The 23,914-nt window shown below is 64.6% G+C and carries 24 protein-coding genes and 2 tRNA genes; 11 read left to right on the top strand and 15 right to left on the bottom strand.

Translation table 11 applies throughout. The features are described 5' to 3' along the window. Positions 1-1,507: HAMP domain-containing protein (locus AC1DDA_RS14070; protein ID WP_476796181.1), on the bottom strand; the 1,507-nt coding region annotated here is incomplete at its 3' end. Between the two features lie 172 nt (positions 1,508-1,679). Between AC1DDA_RS14070 and AC1DDA_RS14065 the strand changes: the two genes are divergently transcribed. Next, positions 1,680-2,456: a DUF1499 domain-containing protein gene (locus AC1DDA_RS14065; RefSeq protein WP_476796180.1), complete on the top strand. Its 777-nt coding sequence runs from the start codon at positions 1,680-1,682 to the stop codon at positions 2,454-2,456. Position 2,457: 1 nt separating this feature from the next. Here the strand turns inward: AC1DDA_RS14065 and AC1DDA_RS14060 are convergent, their stop codons facing one another. Further along, positions 2,458-3,372 carry an MBL fold metallo-hydrolase gene (locus tag AC1DDA_RS14060; RefSeq protein ID WP_476796179.1) on the bottom strand — a complete coding sequence of 305 codons (915 nt, stop codon included), beginning with the start codon at positions 3,370-3,372 and terminating at the stop codon, positions 2,458-2,460. 150 nt (positions 3,373-3,522) lie between these two features. On the opposite strand from AC1DDA_RS14060, the gene AC1DDA_RS14055 reads away from it, so the two are divergent. Further along, positions 3,523-4,146 (top strand): biotin transporter BioY, encoded by a 624-nt coding sequence (locus tag AC1DDA_RS14055; protein WP_476796178.1) that lies wholly within the window; start codon positions 3,523-3,525, stop codon positions 4,144-4,146. A 94-nt stretch (positions 4,147-4,240) separates the two neighbouring features. On the opposite strand, the gene AC1DDA_RS14050 is transcribed toward AC1DDA_RS14055, so the two are convergent. The 5 genes from AC1DDA_RS14050 to AC1DDA_RS14030 all read right to left on the bottom strand — a co-directional run bounded on the left by AC1DDA_RS14050 (position 4,241) and on the right by AC1DDA_RS14030 (position 11,249). Then, positions 4,241-4,378: a hypothetical protein gene (locus AC1DDA_RS14050; RefSeq protein ID WP_476796177.1), complete on the bottom strand. Its 138-nt coding sequence runs from the start codon at positions 4,376-4,378 to the stop codon at positions 4,241-4,243. 322 nt (positions 4,379-4,700) lie between these two features. Beyond that, positions 4,701-6,041: an HlyD family type I secretion periplasmic adaptor subunit gene (locus tag AC1DDA_RS14045; RefSeq protein WP_476796176.1), complete on the bottom strand. Its 1,341-nt coding sequence runs from the start codon at positions 6,039-6,041 to the stop codon at positions 4,701-4,703. A gap of 153 nt (positions 6,042-6,194) precedes the next feature. Continuing rightward, positions 6,195-8,264 carry a type I secretion system permease/ATPase gene (locus AC1DDA_RS14040; protein ID WP_476796175.1) on the bottom strand — a complete coding sequence of 690 codons (2,070 nt, stop codon included), beginning with the start codon at positions 8,262-8,264 and terminating at the stop codon, positions 6,195-6,197. A 30-nt stretch (positions 8,265-8,294) separates the two neighbouring features. Further along, positions 8,295-10,283, bottom strand: coding sequence for a hypothetical protein (locus AC1DDA_RS14035; protein ID WP_476796174.1), 1,989 nt, complete (start codon positions 10,281-10,283; stop codon positions 8,295-8,297). 135 nt (positions 10,284-10,418) lie between these two features. Further along, positions 10,419-11,249 (bottom strand): hypothetical protein, encoded by an 831-nt coding sequence (locus AC1DDA_RS14030; RefSeq protein ID WP_476796173.1) that lies wholly within the window; start codon positions 11,247-11,249, stop codon positions 10,419-10,421. Positions 11,250-11,813: 564 nt separating this feature from the next. On the opposite strand from AC1DDA_RS14030, the gene AC1DDA_RS14025 reads away from it, so the two are divergent. The 3 genes from AC1DDA_RS14025 to AC1DDA_RS14015 all read left to right on the top strand — a co-directional run bounded on the left by AC1DDA_RS14025 (position 11,814) and on the right by AC1DDA_RS14015 (position 13,622). Then, positions 11,814-12,494, top strand: a complete 681-nt coding sequence (locus AC1DDA_RS14025; protein WP_476796172.1) for a transposase — start codon at positions 11,814-11,816, stop codon at positions 12,492-12,494. Between the two features lie 87 nt (positions 12,495-12,581). Beyond that, positions 12,582-13,031: a hypothetical protein gene (locus AC1DDA_RS14020; protein WP_476796171.1), complete on the top strand. Its 450-nt coding sequence runs from the start codon at positions 12,582-12,584 to the stop codon at positions 13,029-13,031. Between the two features lie 12 nt (positions 13,032-13,043). Beyond that, positions 13,044-13,622: a hypothetical protein gene (locus AC1DDA_RS14015; protein ID WP_476796170.1), complete on the top strand. Its 579-nt coding sequence runs from the start codon at positions 13,044-13,046 to the stop codon at positions 13,620-13,622. A gap of 211 nt (positions 13,623-13,833) precedes the next feature. On the opposite strand, the gene AC1DDA_RS14010 is transcribed toward AC1DDA_RS14015, so the two are convergent. The 4 genes from AC1DDA_RS14010 to AC1DDA_RS13995 form a co-directional block, all read right to left on the bottom strand. Further along, positions 13,834-14,127: a hypothetical protein gene (locus tag AC1DDA_RS14010; RefSeq protein WP_476796169.1), complete on the bottom strand. Its 294-nt coding sequence runs from the start codon at positions 14,125-14,127 to the stop codon at positions 13,834-13,836. A 243-nt stretch (positions 14,128-14,370) separates the two neighbouring features. Beyond that, positions 14,371-14,595: a hypothetical protein gene (locus tag AC1DDA_RS14005; protein ID WP_476778789.1), complete on the bottom strand. Its 225-nt coding sequence runs from the start codon at positions 14,593-14,595 to the stop codon at positions 14,371-14,373. A 260-nt stretch (positions 14,596-14,855) separates the two neighbouring features. Beyond that, positions 14,856-15,122: a hypothetical protein gene (locus AC1DDA_RS14000; protein WP_476796168.1), complete on the bottom strand. Its 267-nt coding sequence runs from the start codon at positions 15,120-15,122 to the stop codon at positions 14,856-14,858. 368 nt (positions 15,123-15,490) lie between these two features. Beyond that, positions 15,491-15,567, bottom strand: a tRNA-Pro gene (locus AC1DDA_RS13995). A gap of 147 nt (positions 15,568-15,714) precedes the next feature. On the opposite strand from AC1DDA_RS13995, the gene AC1DDA_RS13990 reads away from it, so the two are divergent. After that, positions 15,715-15,789: transfer RNA gene (locus AC1DDA_RS13990), tRNA-Gln, on the top strand. Positions 15,790-15,812: 23 nt separating this feature from the next. Here the strand turns inward: AC1DDA_RS13990 and AC1DDA_RS13985 are convergent. Further along, positions 15,813-16,673: a DUF4118 domain-containing protein gene (locus AC1DDA_RS13985; protein ID WP_476796167.1), complete on the bottom strand. Its 861-nt coding sequence runs from the start codon at positions 16,671-16,673 to the stop codon at positions 15,813-15,815. A 321-nt stretch (positions 16,674-16,994) separates the two neighbouring features. On the opposite strand from AC1DDA_RS13985, the gene AC1DDA_RS13980 reads away from it, so the two are divergent. The 5 genes from AC1DDA_RS13980 (at position 16,995) to AC1DDA_RS13960 (ending at position 22,009) form a co-directional block, all read left to right on the top strand. Then, positions 16,995-17,270, top strand: a complete 276-nt coding sequence (locus tag AC1DDA_RS13980) for a hypothetical protein (RefSeq protein ID WP_441511892.1) — start codon at positions 16,995-16,997, stop codon at positions 17,268-17,270. 119 nt (positions 17,271-17,389) lie between these two features. Further along, positions 17,390-17,530 (top strand): hypothetical protein, encoded by a 141-nt coding sequence (locus AC1DDA_RS13975; protein ID WP_441511893.1) that lies wholly within the window; start codon positions 17,390-17,392, stop codon positions 17,528-17,530. A 56-nt stretch (positions 17,531-17,586) separates the two neighbouring features. After that, complete coding sequence (locus tag AC1DDA_RS13970) at positions 17,587-19,260, top strand: DUF3300 domain-containing protein (protein ID WP_476796166.1); 1,674 nt, start codon at positions 17,587-17,589, stop codon at positions 19,258-19,260. A gap of 55 nt (positions 19,261-19,315) precedes the next feature. Beyond that, positions 19,316-20,254, top strand: a complete 939-nt coding sequence (locus tag AC1DDA_RS13965; protein WP_476796165.1) for a DUF2950 domain-containing protein — start codon at positions 19,316-19,318, stop codon at positions 20,252-20,254. Positions 20,255-20,335: 81 nt separating this feature from the next. Beyond that, on the top strand, positions 20,336-22,009 hold the full coding sequence (locus tag AC1DDA_RS13960; RefSeq protein ID WP_476796164.1) for a SulP family inorganic anion transporter: 1,674 nt from the start codon (positions 20,336-20,338) through the stop codon (positions 22,007-22,009). Between the two features lie 4 nt (positions 22,010-22,013). On the opposite strand, the gene AC1DDA_RS13955 is transcribed toward AC1DDA_RS13960, so the two are convergent. The 3 genes from AC1DDA_RS13955 to AC1DDA_RS13945 all read right to left on the bottom strand — a co-directional run bounded on the left by AC1DDA_RS13955 (position 22,014) and on the right by AC1DDA_RS13945 (position 23,872). Next, complete coding sequence (locus AC1DDA_RS13955) at positions 22,014-22,676, bottom strand: hypothetical protein (RefSeq protein ID WP_476796163.1); 663 nt, start codon at positions 22,674-22,676, stop codon at positions 22,014-22,016. Positions 22,677-22,755: 79 nt separating this feature from the next. Next, positions 22,756-23,379, bottom strand: coding sequence for a response regulator transcription factor (locus AC1DDA_RS13950; RefSeq protein WP_476796162.1), 624 nt, complete (start codon positions 23,377-23,379; stop codon positions 22,756-22,758). A 64-nt stretch (positions 23,380-23,443) separates the two neighbouring features. Next, positions 23,444-23,872: a hypothetical protein gene (locus AC1DDA_RS13945; RefSeq protein WP_476796161.1), complete on the bottom strand. Its 429-nt coding sequence runs from the start codon at positions 23,870-23,872 to the stop codon at positions 23,444-23,446. Positions 23,873-23,914: the final 42 nt, after the last annotated feature.

Here is a 23,914-nt window from a genome sequence, read left to right as displayed (position 1 = left end):
TCTCGTTGATCGCGCCTTTGAGATCGGCGAAGCGGCCGCGATAGGCGGTCTCGACCCGGTTGGTCAGATCCCCGCCCGCGATCGCCGACAATGCCTGCGCGAACTCCGTCGTCGCCGAATCAACCACGAGGTTGATCTCGTTGATGCCCTCGACGAGTTCCTTGAGCGGGCCTTCCATATTGCCGACCCGGGCCTGACCGGAGAAATTGCCGTCGCGGGCGTCGGCCACGATGTTGGCGACTTCGCCGAGCAGTTTCTGGACATGAGCCGCCTGCTCGGCGTCGGCCAGCATCGCAAGCTCGCGGTCGCGCCGGTTCTGTTCGAGCGCCAGCGCGTTCTCGCGGTAGGTCTCGAGCGCGCCGCTGAGTGCGCCGATCTCGTCCGGCGAGGGCGCCGGAGGGATGGCCTGTGCAAAGTCGCCCTGCTGCATGCCGTCCAACGCGAATTTCAGCGAGATGAGCGGACGCACGACGCGTCGCTGCACGCCGCGCCAGCTCAGCACGCAGATGACCACAAGCGCTGCGAGCAGGAAGCCGACCATACCGAGTTTCACCCAGGCATGATTGAGCTTCTCGCTCGTCCTCGTGCTCATATCGTCGAGCGATTGGGTTACCGCGGACACGATCGGCTCGAAGGGCGCGTTGCACTGTTTCGTCCAGTCTTCGGCCGCGATGACAGGGCCCGCGCCTTGGCCGAGTTTGCCGATCAGCTCGTCCATCTTGCGATTGGAGGCGTTGACCTCGGCGGTCATGACACCGATCTTCCGGGCGAGTTCGCTGCCCACGCCCGGCCGGGAAGCGAGCTGCTTCAAGGTATCGAGGGAAGCGTTGGAGACGCCGCGCATTTCACCGAGGCGGCGCAGCTGCGCGGCATCGAGCGCCTTGCCCGAGCCGAAGGCCGGGCGCAGCAGCGAGCATTGCGTGCCGTAATTGGCGCGAACATCCCAGCCTGTGGATTTGAAGCCCTGAAGATCGGCCAGGACGGGGTCGGCGAGGCGAGTGGCGTTGGAGGTTTCGTCCGACGCCTTGACGATCGCCGTCTCGATGGCGCCGACGCTGTTGTACCAGGGCATGGTCGCGGCGAGGCTGCGCTGGGCCTTGGGCTTGCCGGCCTCGGCATAGAGGTCGGCCATCTTGGCGTCGGACAGCTTCTGCTCCTGCTGGATGCCGCCGATCAGCTCCTTGCGGCTCGGCAAATCCGTGTCCTGCAGCTGCAAGATCGCTTCGGCGATGCGGCTGCGGCTGGTTTCCTCGATCTGCTTGAGGGCAGGGACCGGATCATCCGCGACCTGGATGCTGGTCTGCGCCTGGCCGCGGGCGGAACGGATCATGTTGCCGGCGAGGAGCAAGGCCTTGTCGGCCTCGACCAGCTCCGACAGCTGCAAATTAGTGCGCACCTCCACGATGGACTGCGCCGCCATGTAGGTCAGCGCGCCGATGCCGGGCACGCACAGGCAGGCCATGGTGGCCACGAGATAGTTCTGGATCGATGAGGGGAAGAATTTCACGGCGGGGTCTCGGGGAGCGACGTGCGGCTGGGAAGGCGGTTTACGCAGGCCGAAGAGACGCCTCGGCGCAAGCCGGCCACTCTTCGCGCTCAGCTATCGCCAATTTGATTAAGATTGCGCTTAGCTTCCGCCGCCGCTTGCCTTCCTATTCGTCCGGCGTCACCTAAAGGCGATGCATCGCCGTCTGGTCTTCGAGGAACCGGTTTCGCGCGCCGCCATCTGGAGCCGGCGGCTGGCGTGGTTTTCGCTCGCGGTGCTGATCCTGTCGCTGCTGCTCGTCCGTCTGCGCGAGCCGAGCGTCGAGGGGCTCGCGCCGGTCGCCGGTGCCTATCTCTTCGTCTTTGCCGCGCTTGGCCTGGCGATCCTGGCCTTCATCCGCATCTGGCAGTCCGGTCATCGCGGCGCCGGCATGGCGGCCTGGGCGATGCTGCTGTCGCTCGCCCTGCTGGTGCCGCTCGGCTATGTCGCGGTGAAGCTGGTGACCAAGCCGGCTCTGTCCGACGTTTCGACCGATATCGACGATCCGCCGGCCTTCAGCCGCTCGCAGGCCGCGCTGACGGCGCGCGGCGGGCGCGTGCCGCCCGACGTGCCGCCCCTGCGCCGGCGTGTGCAACGCCAAGCCTATCCCAAGGTCGTGCCCATCCTGCTGGAGATTCCGGCCGAGAGCGCCTTCGATGTCGCGCGTCGTGCCACGAACGGGCTCGGCTGGCAGGTATTGGAGGCCACTCGGCCCGGCGGACGCAGCGGGGCGGGGCGGATCGAGGCGGTGGCGCGCGGGCGCTTCCTGCATTTCTCGGAAGACATTACCATCCGCGTCAGGCCGCGCGTCGACGGCAGCCGCATCGACATCCGCTCGGCCTCGCGGCTGGGCAGCCATGATCTCGGCGCCAATGCGGCGCGCATCGCTGCCTTCGCGGATGAGGTGGAGCTGTTGATGGATAATCGCTAGATCAGGCGAGACGGTAGCGGCTCGACAGGGCCGGCACGGCGTCGCTGGCCTGGACCGCGCCGCGCAGCACCAGATCCTCGAGCTGCGCCAGCACCGAGAGCGCCGCGGCGCCATGCAGGGCAGGAGCCAGGCCCTGATAGATCGCGGGCACCATGGCGGCGATCGTCTCGTCGCCCTGACCGAGGCGGCTGAGGACCGCCGCCTCGCGCTGGCGGCGATGCTGGACGAGCCCGCGCAGGAAACGCTGCGGCTCGGTGACGGGGCCGCCATGGCCCGGCCAGTAGCGCGCATGCTCCAGGCCGCGCAGCTTTTCGATCGAGGCCATATAGGCGGCCATCGAGCCGTCCGGCGGGGCCACGATCGAGGTCGACCAGGCCATGACGTGGTCGCCCGAGAACAGCGTCGCCTCCTCGGCCAGCGTGAAGGCCAGATGATTGGCGGTGTGCCCGGGCGTCTCGACCGCGCAAAGGCTCCAGCCCGCTCCTGAGACCGTGTCGCCATCCCGCATCAGCCATTCCGGCTCGTAACCTGTATCGGCTGCGGCATCGAGGACGCGGCCTTCGCCGGGGCCGAGTTCGCGGGAGGGGCGATGCCGCCCGCAGCCGACCACGCGCGCGCCGGTGGCCGCCTTGAGCGCCGGCACGGCGGGGGAATGGTCGCGATGGGTGTGCGTCACCACGATATGGCTCACCGTCTCGCCACGGAGCGCGGTCAGCACGCTCTCGACATGGGCCGGGTCATCGGGGCCGGGATCGATGATCGCCACCGTGCCATGGCCGACGATGTAGGTGCAGGTGCCGGTGAAGGTCATTGGCCCGCTGTTGCCGGCGATGATGCGGCGCACCAGCGGCGACAGCCTCGCGACCTCGCCGGCCGGCGTCGTTGCGCTCCTGTCGAATTCGATCTCGTCCGCCATCTTGCCGTGCCTCGCCCGGGCCTGAGCCGATTTCGCCAGGCCGGTTACCCATTCCTGCAAAGCCTGCTCGCTTGTGAGGCTCCGTGGCATTTTCTATAGACGCAATAGCGGCCGCGGCGCGCGGTCTTTTCGGGAAAGGACGACAAGCCCATGGCCGACATGTTCCCCATGCAAGCTTCGACGCTCGCCGGCACGCTGCTTCCCGCAACGGGCAGGCGCACCGCCATGCTGCGCAATGTGGCGCTCGCCTTTGCCGGAAGCCTGCTTCTCGTCGCGGCGGCCAAGATCAAGGTGCCGTTCTGGCCCGTGCCGATGACGCTGCAGACGCTCGCGGTGCTCGGACTCGGCGCCGCCTATGGCGCGCGCTTGGGCGCCGCGACCATGGCGCTCTACATCGCCTATGGGCTGGCCGGATTGCCGGTCTTCACCAATACGCCGCCGGTGGCGGCCGGCCCGCTTTATCTCGTCGGACCGACGGGCGGCTTCCTGATCGGCTTCATCGTCGCGGCGGCGATTGCCGGCTGGGCGGCCGAGCGCGGTGCCTCGTTGCTGCGGCTCGTCGGCGGGTTGGTTCTGGCCGATCTGGCGCTCCTGGCCATCGGCTGCCTGTGGCTCGCCTTCGGCGCCCAGATGGCGGGCGGCGCGACGGGCGTCGGGCTCGCCAAGGCCTTTGCCTTTGGCGTGCAGCCCTTCCTTCTCGGCGAAGCGCTGAAGGTCGCGCTCACGGTCTGCGTGGCTGGGGCGGGCTGGTCGCTGATCGGGCGGCGCGGCTGAGCTGCCTGCCTCTCAAGAGAACAAAATCCTCAAGAAGAAAGGCCGGGGTTTCGCGCCCCGGCCTTTTCGTTTCCTGCATGCTCGTGCGCTCGCGCTAGCTTGTCGACTGGCCGCCACCACAGGTCTTGCCGTCATAGGGCCCGAAGAGCGGGGGGAAGTTCCCGCATTTGTCGCAGCCCGAGAGCGAGAGAGCGAGCCCAAGCAGGCCGGCGAGGAGGATGATGTGCTTCATGGCCCAACCGTTCGATTCGATCCGGGCCGCAATCTAGAACGGGACGGCCGCGCGCGACAGTGGCTGCGGCGACCGATGATCGCGGCTCAGTGGCCGATATCCGCCAGCCAGCCCAGGATGCAGAACGCCGACACGGCGATCAGGGCGATCGTTGCTTTCGCGTCGCTCGGCCAATGATGTTGCATGTTTCGACTCCGTCGCGGGAGCCGTTGCAATAGTCATACCATTTAACGGGGAGGTGACGGTTTCCCCGGTGCCTGGGAGCCCGGGGAAACCGCCGTCTCGACCGCCGAGGGCGATCTCGCCGGTCGACGTTGCGCATTCAGGTTTCGCGGAAGGCCCGCGCCATGCTGTCCTTGAGCGGCTGCAGCAGGTACTCGAAGAAGGTCCGCTCGGCGGTCTGGATGTAGACATCGGCCGGCATGCCCGCGGTCGGCTGGAAGCCGGGAACGCCAGCGAGACTCTTGGCGTCGAGCCGGGCACGCACGACATAGAGATCCGGCACGCCGGGATAGGCTCGCTGCTTCTCGTCGGGCAGGGCGTCGGCGGAAATATAGATGACGCGGCCACTGACCATCGGCGTGGTGCGCTGGTTCAGGGCTGTCAGCCGCACGGTGGCGAGCTGGCTGTGCTTGATCTTGTCGATGTCCTGGGGCCGGACGCGCGCCTCGATGATGAGCTCGTCCTGCAGCGAGACGATCTCCATGATGTTCTTGCCGGCCTCGATGACGCCGCCGGGCGTGTGATAGCGCAGCTTGACCACGGTGCCCCTGACCGGCGCGGCGATGGTCGACCGATCGAGGATGCCTTTTACCGTATGGATGCGCTCGCGCACGTCGTTGAGGTCAGCGCTGATGTCCTGCAACTGGTCGGAGGCGACCTTCTGAGCGTTCTTGCGCACGCCGTCGATCTGCTCGAGGGAGCGGGCGATACGCTCGCGGGAATCGCCGATATCTCCGGTGATGCGCCCGGCTTCACCGCCCAGATTGGCGGCCTGGCGCTGGAGCGAGAGCACCTCGGGCTTGCGGATGTAGCCGCGCTGCAGCAGCGCCTGCTTGCCTTCGAGTTCCTCCTTCAGCAATCGCGACTGCTGCTGGACGCCGGCTAGCTGCACCCTGCTGCCGGTGATCTTCTCCTCCAGCGCGTCGATGCTCTTTTGATGAGCGGCGATCTCGCTTGCGGTGTTGTTCTGGCGGGCCCGGAAAGCGATGCTCTGCGCTGCCATCAATGCGGCGATGTCGGGATCACCGCGCCTTTCGGTCAGATGCTGGGGGAAGGAGAAATCGCTGCGGCCGGCGACCTCGGCCCGGAGCCGTGCCTCGATCGCCTCTAGCCGAAAGAGCTTGAGCTCGTGACGGCGCAGCTCGGCGCGCGAGGAGGTGTCGTCGAGCTTGACCAGGGGCTGGCCGCTTTCGACGACATCGCCCTCGCGGACGAGAATTTCGCGGATCACCCCACCTTCGAGATGCTGGATCGTCTTGTTCTGGCCGGTGGTCACGAACACGCCGGTGGCAATGACGGCGCCCGCGATCGGAGCGGTATTGCCCCAGACACCGAAGCCCATGACCGTCACGGCGACGATGACGACGCCGCTCAACGTGGCCATGCGCGTGCTGCGCGGCACGTCCGCATACCAAGGCTGCGAGATCAATGGCCTTGTCATGAGCCCACTCCCGTCTCCTGGAGCATTTCCGCGTTCATCCGGCTCTCCGGCATGCTCTATCTCTTTGTTTCGGCATGTCTTCTTTGCGCGAACCGGCGTCTATCCCGCTCGAAAATGCTCTAGCCTCGCGGCGATTGCCGTCGCGGGTTCCCGTCAGCGCGAGGTCGGTGCGGCACCGTCGATGCTGCGCCGCCCGACGATCAGCGGCAGAATATCGTCACGTGCTCCGATCGCCTGCACGGCGCCGTCCTTGATCATCATGATCTTGTCGACGCTGCGGAGCAGGGCAGGGCGCTGCGTGATCGCCACCATCGTCATGCCGCGCGCCTTTGCCCGCTCGAAGGCGCGCGCCAGCGCCACTTCGCCCAGCACGTCGAGATTGGAGTTCGGCTCGTCGAGCACGACAAGGCGCGGATTGCCGAAGAAGGCGCGCGCCAGACCCAGCCGCTGCTTCTGCCCGCCGGATAGCGGCGCGCCATCGATGCCGATCTGCGTCTCGTAGCCATGGGCGAATTGCGCGACCATCTCGTGGATGTCCGCGATCTCGGCAGCCTCGAAAACGTCGGCGTCGCAAGCGTCCTCGCGCATGCGGGCGATGTTGGCCTTGATGGACGCCGGGAAGAGCTGCACATCCTGCGGCAGATAGCCGACATTCTCGCCGAACTGGCGCGGATCCCAGTTGCGCTGCTCCATCCTGTCGAGGCGGACCGTGCCGGCGGTCGGCGTGATCGAGCCGACCAGCATGCGCGCCAGGGTAGACTTGCCGCAGCCGGAGGCGCCGACGATGGCGAGCGAATCTCCGGGCTCCAGGCTGAAGCTGATGCCGTTGAGGATGACCTTCTTGGTCGGCGGCGGCACGTAGAGGATGCGCTCGACATCGAGGCGGCCCTTGGGGCTCGGAAGCCTCAGGCGATCGAGGTTGAGCGGGGAGGCCTGCAGCAACGCCTTGACGCGCTGGAAGGCTGCCCGCGCATGAATGAAGTTGCGCCAGCCTTCGATCGTGCCTTCCAGCGGCGCCAGCGCGCGGCCGGCGACGACGGAGGAGGCGACCACCATGCCCCCCGTCAGCTGGCCTTCGAGCGAGAGCATCGCTCCCCAGCCGAGCATCGCCACCTGCGTCCCCAGGCGAAAGAACTTGGAAGCGCCGGTCATCACGATGTTGCGGTCCTGGGCGCTGACCTGAGCTTTGAGGGATTCTGCCGTCTCCCGGCCCCACATCACGACGCCCTCGGGGATCATGCCCATGGCGTTGATGACCTGCGCGTTGCGGGACATCGCCTCCGATTGCAGGTTCGCCCTGGTCGAGAAGGCGCTCGAGCGCGCGAAAGGGGCCGCCGTAAACTGCTGGTTGAGGTAGGCGATCAGGAACAGCACGATCGCTGCGACGGTGACGATATATCCGAGATGCGGATGGATCAGATAGACCGCCAGCAGATAGATCGGCGCGGTCGGCGCGTCGAGCATGGTCAGGATGACCGGGCCGGTCAGGAAGTTGCGGATCTGCTGGAGATCGGCCAGCGTCTGGAACTCACGGTTGGAGCCTGCCTGGGCCGCCTTGGCAGCCGCGGCGAGCACCGGGCCGCCAAGCCGGCTTTCCACATCGACGGCCACGCGCATCAGCATGAAGCGGCGGACCATGTCGAGCAGCACATGTGCTCCGATCGCCAGCATGACGATGATCGAGAGCATTGCCAGCGTGTCGAGGCTGCGACTCGTCAGCACGCGGTCCGACATCTGGAAGAGATAGATCGGCACGGCGAGCACGAGCGTGTTCACCACGACCGAAAACACAGCCACGACCATCAGGTTGTGCCGTGCGCCGGCGAGACCCACGCCGAGAACCTGCTTGAAGTCGCGATCGCCGAGGCGCTGTTCGATCGGCGTGCCGCCGCCCGGGCCACCGCCGCCACCGCCGCCATTGCCGCCGCCTCGGCCCCTGCCGCCGTCAGGGGCCTGCTTCAGGGCGTCTGCGTCGGCCTTGGAACGCGGCGTGAGCGCCTCGGGCGCCGGCTGGCCGTCACCACGCGCATCGGCACGGACGTCGTCATTCACGCGCGGCAGCGGCGTCTCGATCCTAGGCGAAACGGTCGGGCTGTTGGTGTTGGCCGTGCTGTCAACCGTGACCGCCGACAGCCCAATCGTCGGGGGCAGGCCGATCACGCGCAGCGGTTTGGAGACGGCAGAAGGCCGCGCTGCGGAGGTTGCTTCGCTCTTCTCGGTCATGCCCCTGCCCCGTCTCTCTCGTTCTCGCTTTCAGGTCATGATGTTCGACGTCAGATGATCGTGCTGGGCCGGATCCTGCACCGGCGCATGCCGGCAGTGCGGTTCGGGCTCCTGCGTGGCGTGCTCGGCGAAGGCGATGAGCTCCGGCACGAGCGTGCTGGTGTCGTGGATCTTCACCATGTCGCTGTCGGTGACGATGTTGACCTGGATCAGCACGGCCTCCTCATAGGCGTGGCCGCCGAGGTAGTTGGAGGTCGACATCAGCCCGGGATCGACGATGAAGGCCTCGTTGAGGGCGCTGTTGCCGCCCGCGGCTATGCCTTGCTCGGTGCCTTCCCTGGCGCTGGCCTGAATGCTCTGGTCGCCATCCACCAAGAAATTGACCTGGGTGATGACGTTGGCATCGTAGTAATCGCCGGCCACGTAGAGGATCTTCAGCGTGCCGGTGGCGCTGCCGTAGAGATGCCAGTCGGCATTCGGCTTGAGAATGGTCGCTCCGGCGGCGAACTGGTCCATCAATTCGTGATGAGCGTCGAGCATCGGCTTGAAGGCCGCCGCGTCGTAGGTCTCGATCGATGCCTTGTTGATGAGGCTGTTGAAGCCGGTGGTGACGGTGGTGTCGTCATCCGCGTTGCCTGTGCTGTAGAGCTTGGCATAGTCCGGATCGAGCACGATATTGTACTGATAGATCCAGTCGGCGCGATGGTAGTTTCCGCCGATGACGATGACGTCATAGTCGGCAATGCCTTGTATCTTCGCGAGGTTGAGCTGCTCGTTCCCGCCGGTGCCGAGATTGAAGTAGGTGCCGGCTTCCGCCTGGACGGTTCGGTCGTTGTCATCCAGGCTGTTGAACTGGACGACCGATTTGACGTCGTAGAAGTCGCCCGAGACGATATCGACGCTCCAATGGGGCGTGGATGCCGCGCCCTTGACGTCGATGGTCGCGTGATGGGTCACGAATTCCGCGATGTTGTGGACTTCGTTGCCATGGGTCTCGATGACGGGGGAAAGCGTACCGGCGACGGCGACATCGACGTGGTCGTTGTCGACGAGGATGTTCATCTGAACGATCCCGCGGCTGTAGAAATAGTCGCCGCCGACCATCAACGATCCGACGGCCTCATTGGCGTCGACGATGGCGGCCGCGTTGATCTGCGTGTTGAGCCCGGTCTCGGCCAGCGTCGCGACGCCGCCCGTCGGAGCAGCGACTTCCAGCTTCGCCTCGGTGACCGTCTGGGCGGGGGGATCCTCCAGCCGCCAGGGGGCGCTGTCGAGGATGGTCGGCATGGAGGGATCGGGAGCGCCGGCGACGCCGTCGACGATCCGGCCTTCCGGAGCCGCGGGAACGGTGGTGCCTTCCGGATACGGATTCCCGGTCTGCGCCCACAGGGCGTCGCGCGCCGAAACCATCGCGATGATTTCGCCCGGCCCAGCCTCGAGCGCCTCGCTCATATTCGGGATGCCATCCGGCACGATGTCGTTGGCCTGGTGGATCAGGCTGGCGAACTGACCCTCGAGATGCAGTTCCGGCGGGATCACCGGACTGCCGTCGGCATTGGTCACGGCGTTCGACGTCACGAGATCGCGGTCATCGGCGAGATTAACCTGCTTGAGTTGCAGGAGGGCTTCGTCGCCGCCCTGTCGATACTCGACCGTGATGGCCCGCGGGGCCGCATGGTACGGCAGACTCTGCTCATAGGGATCGGTAGGAAATGGCTTCAAAGGAGGCCGGAATGCGGGCAGTTCCTTGTTCGGAAGGCCATGAGGATCCGGCATGGATACCGGCGCGAAGCTCGCATGCGGATCCGAGCTCGATGTTTCCCTGATCGTTGTCGGGGCCGAAGCGAACTCGTCGAAATCGAGGCCACGTCGCGGCTCGCGCAGAAGGTCGTCGACGTCAGGAGGGAGCGGCGACGGCGTCTCGCCATCGTAGAAGCCCGACGTCCGCGCGACGGAGTCGGACAGACGCAGATAGCCAATGAACTGCCAGATCGTCTCGGTAAAGCCGCCGGCTTGCATGGCACGATCCTCCCCCGCATCAGGCTCGCATCGGGCGGGAAGATTTCAGGCGCATGTCGCGCAGGGACATGGCGGACCCGGAGCGGAAACCGCGCGGGACGTATGGCCCCGCGCGGTCGCTGATTGTGCCGGTCCTCAGAACGCGTCGTTCGCGTCCCCTCCGACCATTGTCAAGTCGACCGAGTTGAACTGGATGTTGGCCCCCATGACGATCGACTGGGTGAAGGCCTCCTGCGTGAGGCTGGCGGCCGCCGAAGCTGCGCCGATCCCGCTGAAGGTGCCGTCGTCGCCGGTGATCGAGCCGAGATGGGACTCGGCCGAGCCGCCGACGGCCCGCGCGATCATCGTGAAGTCGCCGACGCCGCCCGGGTCGCTCGAGCTCGGATCCCAGCAGGACGTCTCGGCCAGGCCACCCGCCAGACCGCTTGCACTGTAGCTCACGGACGGGTTGTTAAGCGTATCGTTGTCGGCCAGGTTGTTGACCTGATCGAGATTGAAGTTGTTGCCGCTTTCGAGGGTCTGGGTGACCACGTCCGGCATGATGATCGATTCGCTGATATCGTGGATCGTGTCGATATCGATGACATCATTGTCCAATGGCGGAAGGAGGGCCCCCGAGAGGTCAAGATCGACGTTCACGTCGACGTTCACGCAGTTGTTCACGTGATTGTCGACCTGGTTCTCGATGTGGTTGACGTTCTCGTTGAAGTTCAGGTTGCCGTTGGCGTTGAGGTTTCCGTTGCCGTTCAGGTTGAGATTGCCGTTTTCGCTCGAATTGCTGGCGGAGTTCCAGACATCGGTGTCGACGGCCTGAGCTGCATACTGAGCCTGACCCTGTGACTGGCCTTGCCCTTGGCCCTGGCCTTGCCCCTGACCCTGCAGCTGAGCCTGCAGTTCAGCTTGGCCCTGCAATTGGCCCTGCGTCGGATCGTCGTAGCGGCTACGCTGATTGTTGGACTGACCCATGACATGCTCCTGCGCATTCGGGAGACATCGATTGGGTCCGGCTACGCCTCTCTTCTGCGGTGCGCGGCACGGAATTGAGCGATGTCAATTGAGGATGATCGAGCACTTGATATCTTACGCGATACATGGAAGATGGTGCTCAATTTCGAATTTTGAGCTGCTTGTTACTGGAGTTTATTTCATTGTTTTTCCTTTCATTATTTTGATTTTGAAATAAATAGATATCTATGGCGTCGTCAAAATCTTGTGTGATCTTTTGAATTCGGATGAGGTCGTATATTTCCGGATGCCTCGCCGTAATATTCGTGCTTCAGAACGTAAAACTGTAATTAATTCTATTTATTCTTATCTAATTGAGTTATGATTGTGTTTTTTCTCGAAGTTCGTTTTGTCGAACGAGTATTATTTTTCTTTCCTAAGCTCTTTCTACTGTATATAAACAGCCATGAAGGGGCTTATGGGTCAATGTGACGAATCGTTACCCTGCGTTATCGAATCCTTGAATTTTAGTGACCCAGGAGGTGGCCTCGTGACGCTTGCGGCCTTGTGTGCCGGAGATTGGCTATGCCGAATGCCGTCCGCATGCACGACGAACAGGCTGCTTTCCTCTCGCTCGAGGCATTGGTCTGGCGCGGCGCGCCGGTCTGTCCCCATTGCGCGGAAAGCAGCCGGCTCGGCCGGCTGAGCGGGCTCAGTACACCGATCGGCATGTGGAAGTGCTATGCCTGCCGCAAGCCCTTCACCGTCAGGCACGGCACGATCTTCCAGAACAGCCACGTGCCCATGCATGTCTGGCTACAAGCGCTCTATCTGTTGACGGCGACCGGAGAGCGCGTCAGTTCACAGAGGCTGGGGCAAATTCTCGGAGTGTCCGTCCGGACCGCCTGGCATCTCAAAACGAAAATCAGTGCCGGCCTGGAGTCCGCGAAGGAGCTGCCCGGCTCGTGGCTCGGCGAAAGCGCGATGAAGCGAGTCCTGCGCGAGCCGTTTCCCGACAGCCCTGCGCCGCTCCAGCCCGGGCAGGCCGTCTGCAAGGCGCGTTACGAACGCTTCCTTGCGGCGACTGCGGGCGCGGCGCAGCATCTCGACGACACCATTTTCCTGGCGGCCTTGAACAAGCTGCTGAGAAGCCGCGGCACAGGCGCCGATCCGGCGAGCGAGATGTTGGAGCAACAGCTGGAGTTGAGTCTGTTCGACGAATCCGCAGGAGGAGAGGGCGGCGCCGATGATGAGGGGCTACGTTGACGACAAGGGTGCTGGCGCGAGCCGCCTTCATCGTCCGCGCGGCGCCGATCATTGCGGCCGGGGACTGCGGCGGAGGCACTGATCGACATGTTCTTCCCAAAGCTTCTGCAGCGTGGGGTCGAGCGATCTGACGGGGGCATCGGGCTCGTCAAGCGCTGTCGAGGGGCGCAGCATCTCAAGAAAAGCAACGGCGCCGCGCGCGCCAGCCGCGAAGGCGGGATCTTCGTGGCTGGTCAGCAGGCAGATTTCCTCCCCGATCAACTCCGGGCCGATGCCTGTGACGGCGTTCAGGACACGAGCCTGAACCGCAGCCAGCGCATGCGTGCGCATCGGCCCGCAATGGCGCTGGGCGATCAATGTAACGAGCGTCGCGAGGAAGCCGATGATCTGCGGATGAAGCCAATCGCCGGCCTGCAAGGTTGCCGTTCCGCCGTGGTCCCGGTGCAGGAACGGATCGATCGCGGCATGGGCCATGCGGCGCGCCCTGCGAATCTTGAGCAATTCGAACATGGCGCCTCCGCTCTGAGCGAAGCCTAAGGGAAACGTCCGATGCGCAAGTTCTCCCGAGGACAGGCTGCCTTGCCCCCCCGGCCGGATTTCCGAGCGCTGGAAGCTGCGGCCGCGCGCCCATCCTCCAGCCGCAGGGTAGCCTTCATGAACCTCGTAGGCGATCTGAATCTCGCCTGGTCGAACAATGAGAGCTTGTTCATCTATGTGCTGATGTGGCTGCTGGGCAGTGATGAAAAGGTCGCGGCGATTGTCTTCGCCACGCTCAACACCACGCGCGCGCGGCTGGATCTGGTGCAGCGTCTGGCCAAGATCGCGCTCGCAGACAAGGCCGTGCGTGGCGAGCTCAATGAGATCGTCGAACGGTTTTCGGCGGCGACGCGGCTGCGCAATGATCTCAGCCACGCGACCTTCGTTCTCGATGCGCAGGGCGAAATCACGCATACCCAGCACATGAAGGTGGAGGAAAGCCGGGGCAATCTGCGCTTCGGTGTCCGACGGGCCGTCGATGAGGCCAGGCTGGACGAGATTTCCCGCACGATCCGGGAGCTTCATGCCCTCAACCGACGAATCTGGGATCTGATGCCGATCCTGGAAGTCGCCACGCGGGCAGACAAATAGCCGTCGAGTCGGGGTAGTTGCGGCAATCAACACCGATACGGCGGTCAACGCCAACGTCCCGACGCTCGGCGACAGGCCGAGAAGAGCGACGGCGCCGACCGGCAGATCGGCGACTTCGTCGCCGAGGACGCTGCCCCAAGCTGGAGTTGGTTGGAAGCTGACGGCCTCAGCGAGCCTCAAGCGCAGTCCAGACGAAGACCGACCTGATCGCCTATGCAGCCGACAGGCGTTGGCCAACGAAGTTGCCGGTATCGTCGTCGGCGGCGTGCCCGCCGCCACCGATGACCGCTCCAAGATCGTGATGGTGGATCATGATGGTCGGCGCCCGCGTTGCCGCAATGTCTGATCCGAATTGGCTTCCGGTCTGGCATGTGCCGACGGCGGAACCTACTCGATCGATGCGACTACGATGCTCGCGATCAGCGGCGCAGTAGAGTCGCGCGTCAACGCTGGGTTCGCCGCCTTCGCTGCAGTCGAGGACGACATCGACGCTGCCGAGATGCATTCCATGGACACGGCCGCCATCCAGCGGGCTCGCTGGCCGCGCTCGGCTACACGCTCGACGTCGACGGCAAGCCTGGACCAAGACGAAGGCCGCCTGGCGGGCGTTCGAGGGAATGTGCCCACAGCCGAGCGTTTTGGAGATCATCGCCGATTTTCCGGCGACAAACTGGCCTCAGTGACGGAATCGGCCCGGCTGCGGATGTACCGGTCGCGTCGGGATCGACGATTTCGACTGGAGCTGTGGCTACTGGCGCGAGCTGTCGGGCGTTGTTCCCGTGGTTCCCGCAGTAGGTTCCTGCGCGAGCTGTTTGGCCAACTCCTGCGCCCCAGTCCGTGTCAGGGCGATGGTGACCGACTCCGTAGTGCCCGGCGCGGTCATCAATTCGAAGCGAACTGCGATGGCGTCCGGCCCTCGGAAGACTTGGAATCCGGCGACCCGAACTGCGGGAATCTCATTGCTTTCAGCCATGGGTTTTCTCCCGTTCCGAAGAGGTGACAATCCACCGCTTGCGTCCTCGGAGTCAAAGGCGTTCAACTTCATTGGCCTCTATTCGATCCTGTCGGAAGGGCGTGCCCGATGCCGGAGCACGCGAACTCGCGCGATGGGAGCGAGGATTTTCGCTTCAACGGCCGCTGTCAGATGGATCGCTCGATGTTGTCGCGCGGCATTAAGAAGGATGGGGACGGTGGGGAAATTGCCCGCCCGCCGCAGGCTTCATTGCTCTGACGCTATGGCTTTGATGCCGGCTGGCCTTCGTGCAATTTCTTACCCTGCGGTTGCGTCTCTTTCCCATAGTCCCGGTTCTGCTGGGAATTGGCGCCACCCTGCGCCTCGGGGCGATTTGCTCCTGGCGGCTCGGGGATACGGCCGCGCTGAGATTCCGCGGAATCAGGCTTCGCTCCGGCGCCCTCCTTGGTCGGTGGGTGGATCGTCTGGGCAATGGCGCCGCCGGCGACGACAAGCACGGCAGCTACCACAATCAGTCGACGTTTCATGCGATCCTCCGGGTTATTCGGAGCAAACGCCTCCCTTCGGCGCTAGGTTCCTGGCGTGGCCTACGCGCTGACCATAGCAAACCAAGCTGGCTGCGAGACGCTGGAACTCACGAGCGGTCTCGGTCGGACCGAAGTGCGCGCATTTTAAGAGGCGATCGGTTTCCGCCGATCACGGGTGCGGATCAGCATCATCCCCTGATGGCTCCGCGAGATGATGCTTGTGTTCACCGATTTGCGGAGGCCTTGTCGATCGGTCCTTGCGATCTCGCAATGCCTTGGTAAGCGTGATCCGTTGCACGAACAATTGCGCAAGCGAAAAAAGCCCCGAAGGGCTTTGTTTGCAACACTTTGAACTATCTCGGGAATTTTGGTCGGAGTGGCAGGATTTGAACCTGCGACCCCCTCGTCCCGAACGAGGTGCTCTACCAGGCTGAGCCACACTCCGATTAACTGGTGGCCGGCTTATAGCCAGCACGCGGGCGCGGCGCAACAGCTCGTTTGCAGGTTGGGGATGATTTCTTGCAAAGGCCCCCAATGCCCGTCGCGAGGCGGTTGCGCATGACGACGACGCGTTCTAGAAGGCGCGACGCGTTGGGGCGTCGCCAAGTGGTAAGGCAGCGGTTTTTGGTACCGCCATTCGGAGGTTCGAATCCTCCCGCCCCAGCCAGCTTCCCTGGACGATGACATCTTTCATTTTGGGACGGCCGGCGAGATGGGCGGTCGCGAGCTCAAGGCTGCGGCCAGAAGTCGGCCCAGGACGATAATGAACAGGTCCGGGCGTTCGGGATATTCCTGCGGGTCGAATGCCAGGCACAGCACCACAGGCTGCTGATGAGGTGCTTTGATCGGCCAGAAATCGAAGCGCGAGGCGTCGAAAGGGTACAATCCCGCTCGCATAAACCGGCCTTGATCGAGCGATGATTGCGCTGCGGCCAAGTCGGTCGCGCTGGCGGCTATGGGCCCCAGAGACGAGATGATTTCAAGCCGCCCGTCTCCGGGCGTCATCACCGCCACCGAGACGTGGAACATCTCTTCGAGCGCCGCCGCGGCTCTGTTGGCCATGTCTCGAGGGTGGCTCGCTTCGGATACGGCGGAGCTGAAGGCCTGCAAAGCTTGTTCCTGCCGGAGCCGCACATTGATGGCCGTTTGTCGCCGGGCCGCCAACGACGCCAGGCCGCTCGCCATGCCGCCGACCACGAGAAGCAATCCGATCGCCCAGATGTTGCCGGGATCGTTGACCTGGAACGAGAAACGCGGCGCGGTGAAGAAGAAATTATAAGCCGATGCGCCTGCCACAGCGGCGAGCATCGAGGGGCCAAAACCAAATATGATGGCAACCACGATGACGGGCAGCACGTAGACAAGCGAAAGGTTTGGAACCGACGCCACGCTTTCGAGGGCGGATGCAATCACCGTCGCCAAGGCCGTGAAAGCCAGAGCGGCGAGATAGCCGGCCGCGACCGGAAAATCGGACCGACCCCGATACGCTGCACCGGCGATGGGATCGACCGGGAGCGTATTTGCGTCCTGCATGCCTTCCGGGTTCGCCATGACAAGCCTCCCACGATGACGGGCTGCCGCTGGCGGCCGCCACCGAGCCCGCGCTCTCGGATTTAGGATGGGGGGCATAGAGTTTCCATGTGAGAAAGCCTTATCGGAAATAGGAATTCGGTTGAGCAGGTCCGGTGGTTGCCACCATCGGCGAGAATGCTGGGACGGCCTGTCAGGGCAGGCTCGAAACGCCCGAGATCCGTCCGTCGGCGCATCGGACCGGGCCGGGATCAGCGGCGACGCCGACATGTGCAACCCCGGGTCGATTGACTCGGTCGCTTGGTTTGTTCTTCTAATGTTCTCTTTTCGAGGATGAGAGCAATGACAGCCGAGCCGCTTGGCGAGCCGCCGGAAGCCGACGAATTCGAATGGGAGATCGTCGAGCTCGTCGACGAGTATGGAACCGAGCGGGCCGCTTTGCGGGCGACATACCAGATGTTGAAAGCGGTCCTCGCCGATGCCGATCGCGCGGTTTCGCGAGGCTTCGTGCGCGGCCTGTTCTCTCAGGGAGCGCGGCCGGCCCGCAATGCGGATGACCTGGCGAAAGGGCGAGGGGGCGCACAAAGACCACAGCCGGACCCACCCGCTTCGGGTTGAAATCCAGCTTCGTGCCGGCGGCCACGGCGATCCGTCGCGGGGCGGCGTATTGTCCTTAGGGACAGGTGTCGGCCCTGTGGGATGATAGTAATCGTCTGGTCAGCGAGAATTTCCCGGTGATGACGATTGAAGTCGTGGTCCGCACAGGCCACGATACCATGCTGGACGCGCGCGTGGCCGTATATATGCGCATGGCCCGAGAAGACATTCAGATTTCGGCGGTGGCAGTGGTCGATCGAGTGCCGCCGACAAGCAAATGAGCGTCACTGCGGCGCGAAACCCAGATGGCGTTTCGGAGCTGTTGCGAGGTCATGCCATGCATCTGCGAATTGTGTTCGTCAGCGTCATCGTCAGTGGGCTCGCCTCCCAGGCGCTCGCGCAGACGGCCGCGCCGCCACCACAACCCCAAGCGCCGGCCGCAACGCAGGCGGTGCAGGGCGAGCAGCCTCTCTCCGCCGCCGAGCTCGATGCGCTGGTCGCGCCGATCGCGCTCTACCCGGACAATCTGCTGGCGCAAGTGCTGATGGCTTCGACCTATCCGCTCGAGGTAGTGCAGGCGGATCGATGGGTCGCGGGCAACAAGAAGCTCAAGGGCGACCAGCTCAAGGCCGCAACCGACAAGCAGCCCTGGGATCCCAGCGTAAAGTCGTTGGTCGCCACGCCCTCCGTGCTGGCGATGATGAGCAAGAATCTCGACTGGACACAAAAGCTCGGCGACGCGGTCCTGGCGCAGCAGCCGGATGTGATGGACGGCGTCCAGCGGATGCGGACGCGCGCATACGATGCCAAGAAGCTGTCGTCCGGCTCCCAGCAGAAAGTGACGGTCCAGCCGGCCACCGGCAGCAGTAGGCAGACGATCGTGATCGAGCCGACCAATCCGGACACGGTCTATGTGCCCTATTACGATCCGGCCGTGGTCTACGGCACGTGGCCCTATCCCGCATACCCACCCTATTATTTCCCTGCGCCGGGCTATATCGCCACCGGCGTTCTCGCGACGGGCCTCGCCTTCGGCACCGCTTACGCCCTGGGGCGCTGGGCCTCGGGCGGATACTGGGGCGGAAACGTCAACTGGGTCGGCGGGGGCATCAATATCGACCGCAATCGGGTGACGCATTGGGAGCACAATCCGCAGCATCGCCACGGCGTGCAGTATCGCAATGATGCGGTCAGGCAGAAATTCTCGAACAGCAATATCCGCGCCGGCGCCGAAGGCCGGATGGACTTCCGCGGACGCAGCGGCGAGCAGGTTCTGCGCCCCGAGGGCGGGCGCGGCGGGGCGGGAACTGGTGCCGGCGCGAGACCGGGGGATCGTCCCGGAGCAGGTGCCAGACCTGACCGTCCAGGCGGCGATCGGGTCGCGGCAGGCAATCGGCCAGCCGGTGGGGACCGGGCGACACGCCCCGGCGGCGGGCGCCAGAACGCGGACCGTGGTCGGGGCTCGGCACCGCCGCGGGCGAACACTCAGCCGCGTCGTCCTCAATCCGGAGCAGGGCGTCCGGGACCGGCGCGCGAAAGCGCCTTTAGCAACATGCAGCCGGGTCGGGCCGCGAGCCTTCAATCCCAGCGCGGACGCGCCAGCATGGCGCGCATGCCCGCAGGTGGCGGCCGAGCGATGCATGCGGGCGGGGCGCGCATGGGAGGCGGAGGATTTGGCGGCGGCGGGCGCGTGGGCGGTGGCGGGCGAATGGGCGGCGGCGGTGGTCGCGGAGGTGGTGGCGGGCGCCGTTCCGACATCCAGCTCAAGAACCACGTCGTGCTTCTGGGCGTGATGGAGAACGGGCTCGGCTTCTACCGTTTCGCCTATAACGGCTCCCGCACCACCTATGTCGGCGTGATCGCGCAGGAGGTGCAGGGTGTCGCGCCCGCGGCGGTGCATCGCGGCGCGGATGGCTATCTGCGGGTCGACTACCGCCAGATCGGGGTTCCCTTCCAAACCTTCGACCATTGGAGGGCCTCGGGCTCGCGGGTTCCTGCCGGGAAGCTCTGAAAATGAAATGGCGTCGTCATCTGCTGGTGCGGTTCGCAACTGAGGGTGCAGTTCCATGATCATCACATGGCCAGCGGCGCATCTGCTCGTTCGCCTGCTTTGCGGGATTGCGGTGAGCGTCTGTGCCGCCTCGACGGCCGCGCGCGCCCAGGAATTGTTCCAGACTCCGGAGGAGGCTGCGGCGGCGCTTATCGCCGCGGCGCGCGAGGGAAGCTCTACGCGCTTGTATTCGGTCTTCGGGATGTCCGGGCGGGACATCCTGTTCTCGGGCGATGCCGTGCGCGATGCCGACAGCCGCAAGCGCTTCATCGCGGCCTATGATGCCCGGCATTCGATCGTCGAAACGGGCCGGACCGCTACGTTGCTGGTCGGGGAGGACGCATTCCCGTTTCCGATCCCCATCGTTCGTTCACGCGGCGGCTGGAAATTCCTCGTCGAGGCTGGGCGCCGCGAACTCCTGGCCCGCCGCATCGGCAAGAACGAACTGGATGCCATTCAGACAAGCCTGGCGATCCTCGACGCGCAGTTCGAGTACGCCGCAAAGGGGCATGATGGCCGAAATCCGGGAATCTACGCGCAGAGAATCGTCAGCCAACCAGAGAAGCACGACGGCCTGTATTGGCCGACCGGGCCGGGCGAGGAACAGAGCCCTCTCGGCGAACTCGCCGCCCAGGCCGCAACTGAAGGCTACAAGGCAAGCGACACGCCGCAGCCCTATCACGGCTACTACTTCAAGATTCTCAGGAGGCAGGGACCGGCTGCCGCCGGCGGCGCGGTCGACTATGTCGCAGGCGGCAATATGATCGGCGGTTTCGCCGTTCTCGCTTATCCCGCAACCTACGCAAGATCGGGAATCACGAGCTTCCTCGTCAACCACGCAGGCACTGTCTACCAAAAGGACCTTGGCCCCAATACGCGTGTCATCGCGTCGCGCATGAACAGCTTCAATCCCGATCATGGTTGGGAGAAAGTCACACCGGAGAAGACGCAATAGCGGAGCGGCCGGCCCTATGGCACGTGCGAGGCTGAACGGCGGTTCCGCAGGCGCCGACGACAGCTCGGGATGGTGGGGTCGATGAAGCGCTGGTTGCCGATCGCGGAGGGGCTGCTTCCCTACAGGTGGGAATGGCTGCGCTTCGATGTCACCGCGGGGCTGGCGATCGCCGCCGTCGCCATTCCCAGCGCCGTCGCCTACCCTGCCATCGCGGGGCTTCCGGTCGAGGTCGGGTTCTACGCCAGCATTCTGTCTCTCGTCGGCTATGGTCTTCTCGGCCCATCGCGCAAGCTGATCGTCGGGCCGGACGCCGCCACGATGACGGTTCTCGCAGCCACGCTCGCCACCCTGCCTCTCGGCGATCCGCCGGATCGCGTCGCTGCAGCGAGCGCGCTGGCGCTGATCGCCGGGGTATTTTGCATCCTGGCCAGCGTGCTCAAGCTCGGCGTCGTCGCGTCCTTTCTGTCCCGGCCGATCCTGATCGGTTTCATCAGCGGCATTTCGATATCGATCCTCATCGGGCAGATCGGGCGGCTGACCGGCGTGCGCATCGAGTCCGACGGCCTGGTGATGCCGCTGCTCGAGATCATCCGGAAGGCCTCGCAGATCCATTGGCTTTCGGTCTGGTTCGGTGCGGCCATGTTCGCGCTTCTCGTCATACTGAATCGCCTCCGCTTCCCCGTTCCGGGGCCGCTGGTCGTGGTCGTGCTGGCGGTGCTGGCGTCGGCTGCCTTCGGCTTGGAAGATCGGGGCATGAAGGTCATCGGCAGCCTTCCGGCCGGCCTGCCGAAATGGGCCATCCCGAACATCGCCCATTTGCCGATGACGGACCTTGTGCTCGGTGGCGCGGCGATCTGGCTGGTCAGCGTCAGCTCCGGTCTCGTCGGGGCGCGCAGCTTCGGGGCAAAGGACGGCTTCAAGGTCGATGCGGACCGGGAGTTGACCGGGCTGGGTGCAGCCAACATCTGTTCCGGCCTGTTCACCGGCTTCCCCATTACGGTCTCGGATTCGCGAACCGCGATCAATCTGGCGGCAGGCGGCCGGTCGCAGTTGGCGGGCCTGATCTCCGCTGCCGCTCTGGCCGTTCTGCTCATCTATCTGAACGATGTGCTGCGCGTCCTGCCCCATGCGGCGCTCGGGGCGATCCTCGCCTTCGCGGCGTTGAGTCTGATCGATCTCAAGGGGCTGCGGGAAACCTGGCGGATCAGCCGCCTGGAGTTCGGATTTGCCCTCATCAGCATGTGGGGCGCCATCAGCTTGGGCGTGCTCAGCGGCGTGGTCATCGCGATTGCCGGCACGCTCCTCTACGTCCTGCTGAAGGAAATGCGACCACGCGACGCCTTGCTCGGACTCGTTGCCGGCCGGCCAGGCTTCTACAAGATGCACCGGACGGAGAATGCGGCACCACCGCCGGGGATGGTGCTCTTCATGATCCAGGGCAGCATTCTGTTCTTCAACGCCGACTACGTCCATTCCCGGCTCGAAACCGTCGCGAAGGAGGCCCCGCCCGGTACATCCTGGTTCGTGCTGGATGCGAGCGCCGTCGCGCAGATCGACATGACGGCGGCCACCATGTTGCTGCAGTGGCGGGCGGAGCTGGCGGCGATGGGGCTGACATTCGCCATCGCGGAGCTGCACAAGGAGCCGCGGGAGATTCTGGAGCGAGCCGGCCTCTTCGAGGGGCCGCATGCGACGACGATCTTCGAAGATCTCGAAGACGCGGTCCGGATGCTCGGCGAGACGATGTCCCGATAGTCGCCTAGCCGAGACGGCCGGCGTGACGGTATTCGCGGATCAGGATGTCGCAGCTGACGATCAGCACCCAGATCGGAAAGACCAGGAAGGTCCAGTCGACGAGGTGGCTGCCGACGAGGATGACCGTCGCAGCGGCATAGCCGGCGAACGCCGTCCATCGTCCCGTGATCCCGGTGCGGAGCACGATGGTCGAGGCCGTGATCAGGAAGACGCTCGATACCTTCATCGCGTAGATGCTGGCGAGATTGTAGGCGAAGGACCTCGCCAGGGTGAACGTCACCGAGCCGGCAAGTTCGCCCGGCCGGGCTGCGTGCGTGAGCAGGATCGCGCCGATGGCGGAGGCCGCGACGAACAGCATGCCGATGAAGAGAAACCCGCTGCCGAGAAACACCGTCGCGAACAGGCTGTTCTCGCGATCCCCCAATCGATCGCGCAGCACGCCCATGAACCAGAGGAAGGCGATGCCCGCGAAGGGGATCAGGTTCAATGCCAGCGCCACCTTCCAGGATTGGGTGCCCACCCAATCGCCGGGATCCTGCGGATGGAGGCGCAAGGTCTGGAGCACCAGCACCAGCGCAGAGAGGAGCAGTACCGAAAACAGAATACCGGCTACACCGGCCGCCTTCGGCGTCTTGAGGCCATCCGGCGCTTGGTGAGGAGGCGGCACGTTGCGATCCTCGTTTCGGAAGCCTGCGCGGATATCCCGAGCTTGACGGGCCGGTCGGCACTAGCTCCAGAGACAACTTTCAGGGATTGTCGACCCGGAGCTGGCCGAGCCGCTCGGCGCAGGTCACGAGCTCGACGACGGAGCGGACCTGCATCTTCTCCATGACCTTGTGGCGATGGGCTTTGATGGTCCGCTCGGTCGTTCCGAGCTTGAAGGCGATCTGCTTGTTCATCTTGCCGCGAACGACCAGATCGAAGACCTCCCGCTCGCGCCTGGTCAGCTGCTGAAGCCGGGTCAAGCCGACCCGCACCCTGCTTTCTTGCTCGCTGACGAGACGATGGCGGCAGATTGCGCGGCCGATGGCGTCGATGAATTCGTCGGGCTCGACGGGCGTCGTGAAGAAGTCCTCGGCTCCCGCCTTGATCGCCCGGATGCCAAGGCGGACATCCTCCTGATCGGTCACGAAGATCACGGGCAGATTCAGGCCGGCCTTGCAGAACAGGTTCACCACATCGGGGATCGACTGATCTGGCCCCCGCGTATCAATGACGACGCAGCTTGCGCTTTCGATATCCGGGCGATGATTCAAGATTTCGTCGGTGCTGAGATAAGCCCTGGTTTCATACCCGGAAGCGCGAAGCATCCGATCGATACCGGCCCGAGATGCCGCGTCGCTATCGACGATGTGCACAAGAGCTGACATGGACAATCCTCAGTCTCTCCGTAGACAGCCGGGGCTTCCGGCACGCGGCGCGCGGCACGTGGGTTCAAGGCGTCTTCAGCGCCTCCGATGTGCAGCGCCGATACCTGATCGCGGTGCCCCCTTCGGGCGCGCTGTAGCGGTAGAGGCCGCCATCCTGACCCAGGGCGAGCACGGCCCGCGCGGCATCGGTCGCGATCGTCGTGGTGCAACTGAGATGAAGGACCCGCCGCTCACCCTGCAGGTTGACGCGAGCGATCCTGCAGGTCGCGAGCGGAGTGGACAGCCGCTCGCCCCGAATGACGAACGCGGAGGCAAAGGCGTTGGCCGGGCGCTTGAAGCCCAGCGCCTTCCCCGCTGCGGCGAAGACATTGGCGCAGATCTGCCCTTCTTCGAGCCAGGCACCCTGGAGGTCTGTCGTCTGTGCCCCTGCGTCCTGTGCGCCGAGCGCTGCAAAGCCGACAGCGACAGCGAGCAAATACGGTCGGAAAGCCATGGCGATCATCGACCTCCAGTAGTGAGCCTGTCCGAGACACAA

The organism is Allobosea sp. 10N428 (genome assembly GCF_056394545.1).
This window is presented reverse-complemented; position numbering and strand designations above follow the sequence as displayed.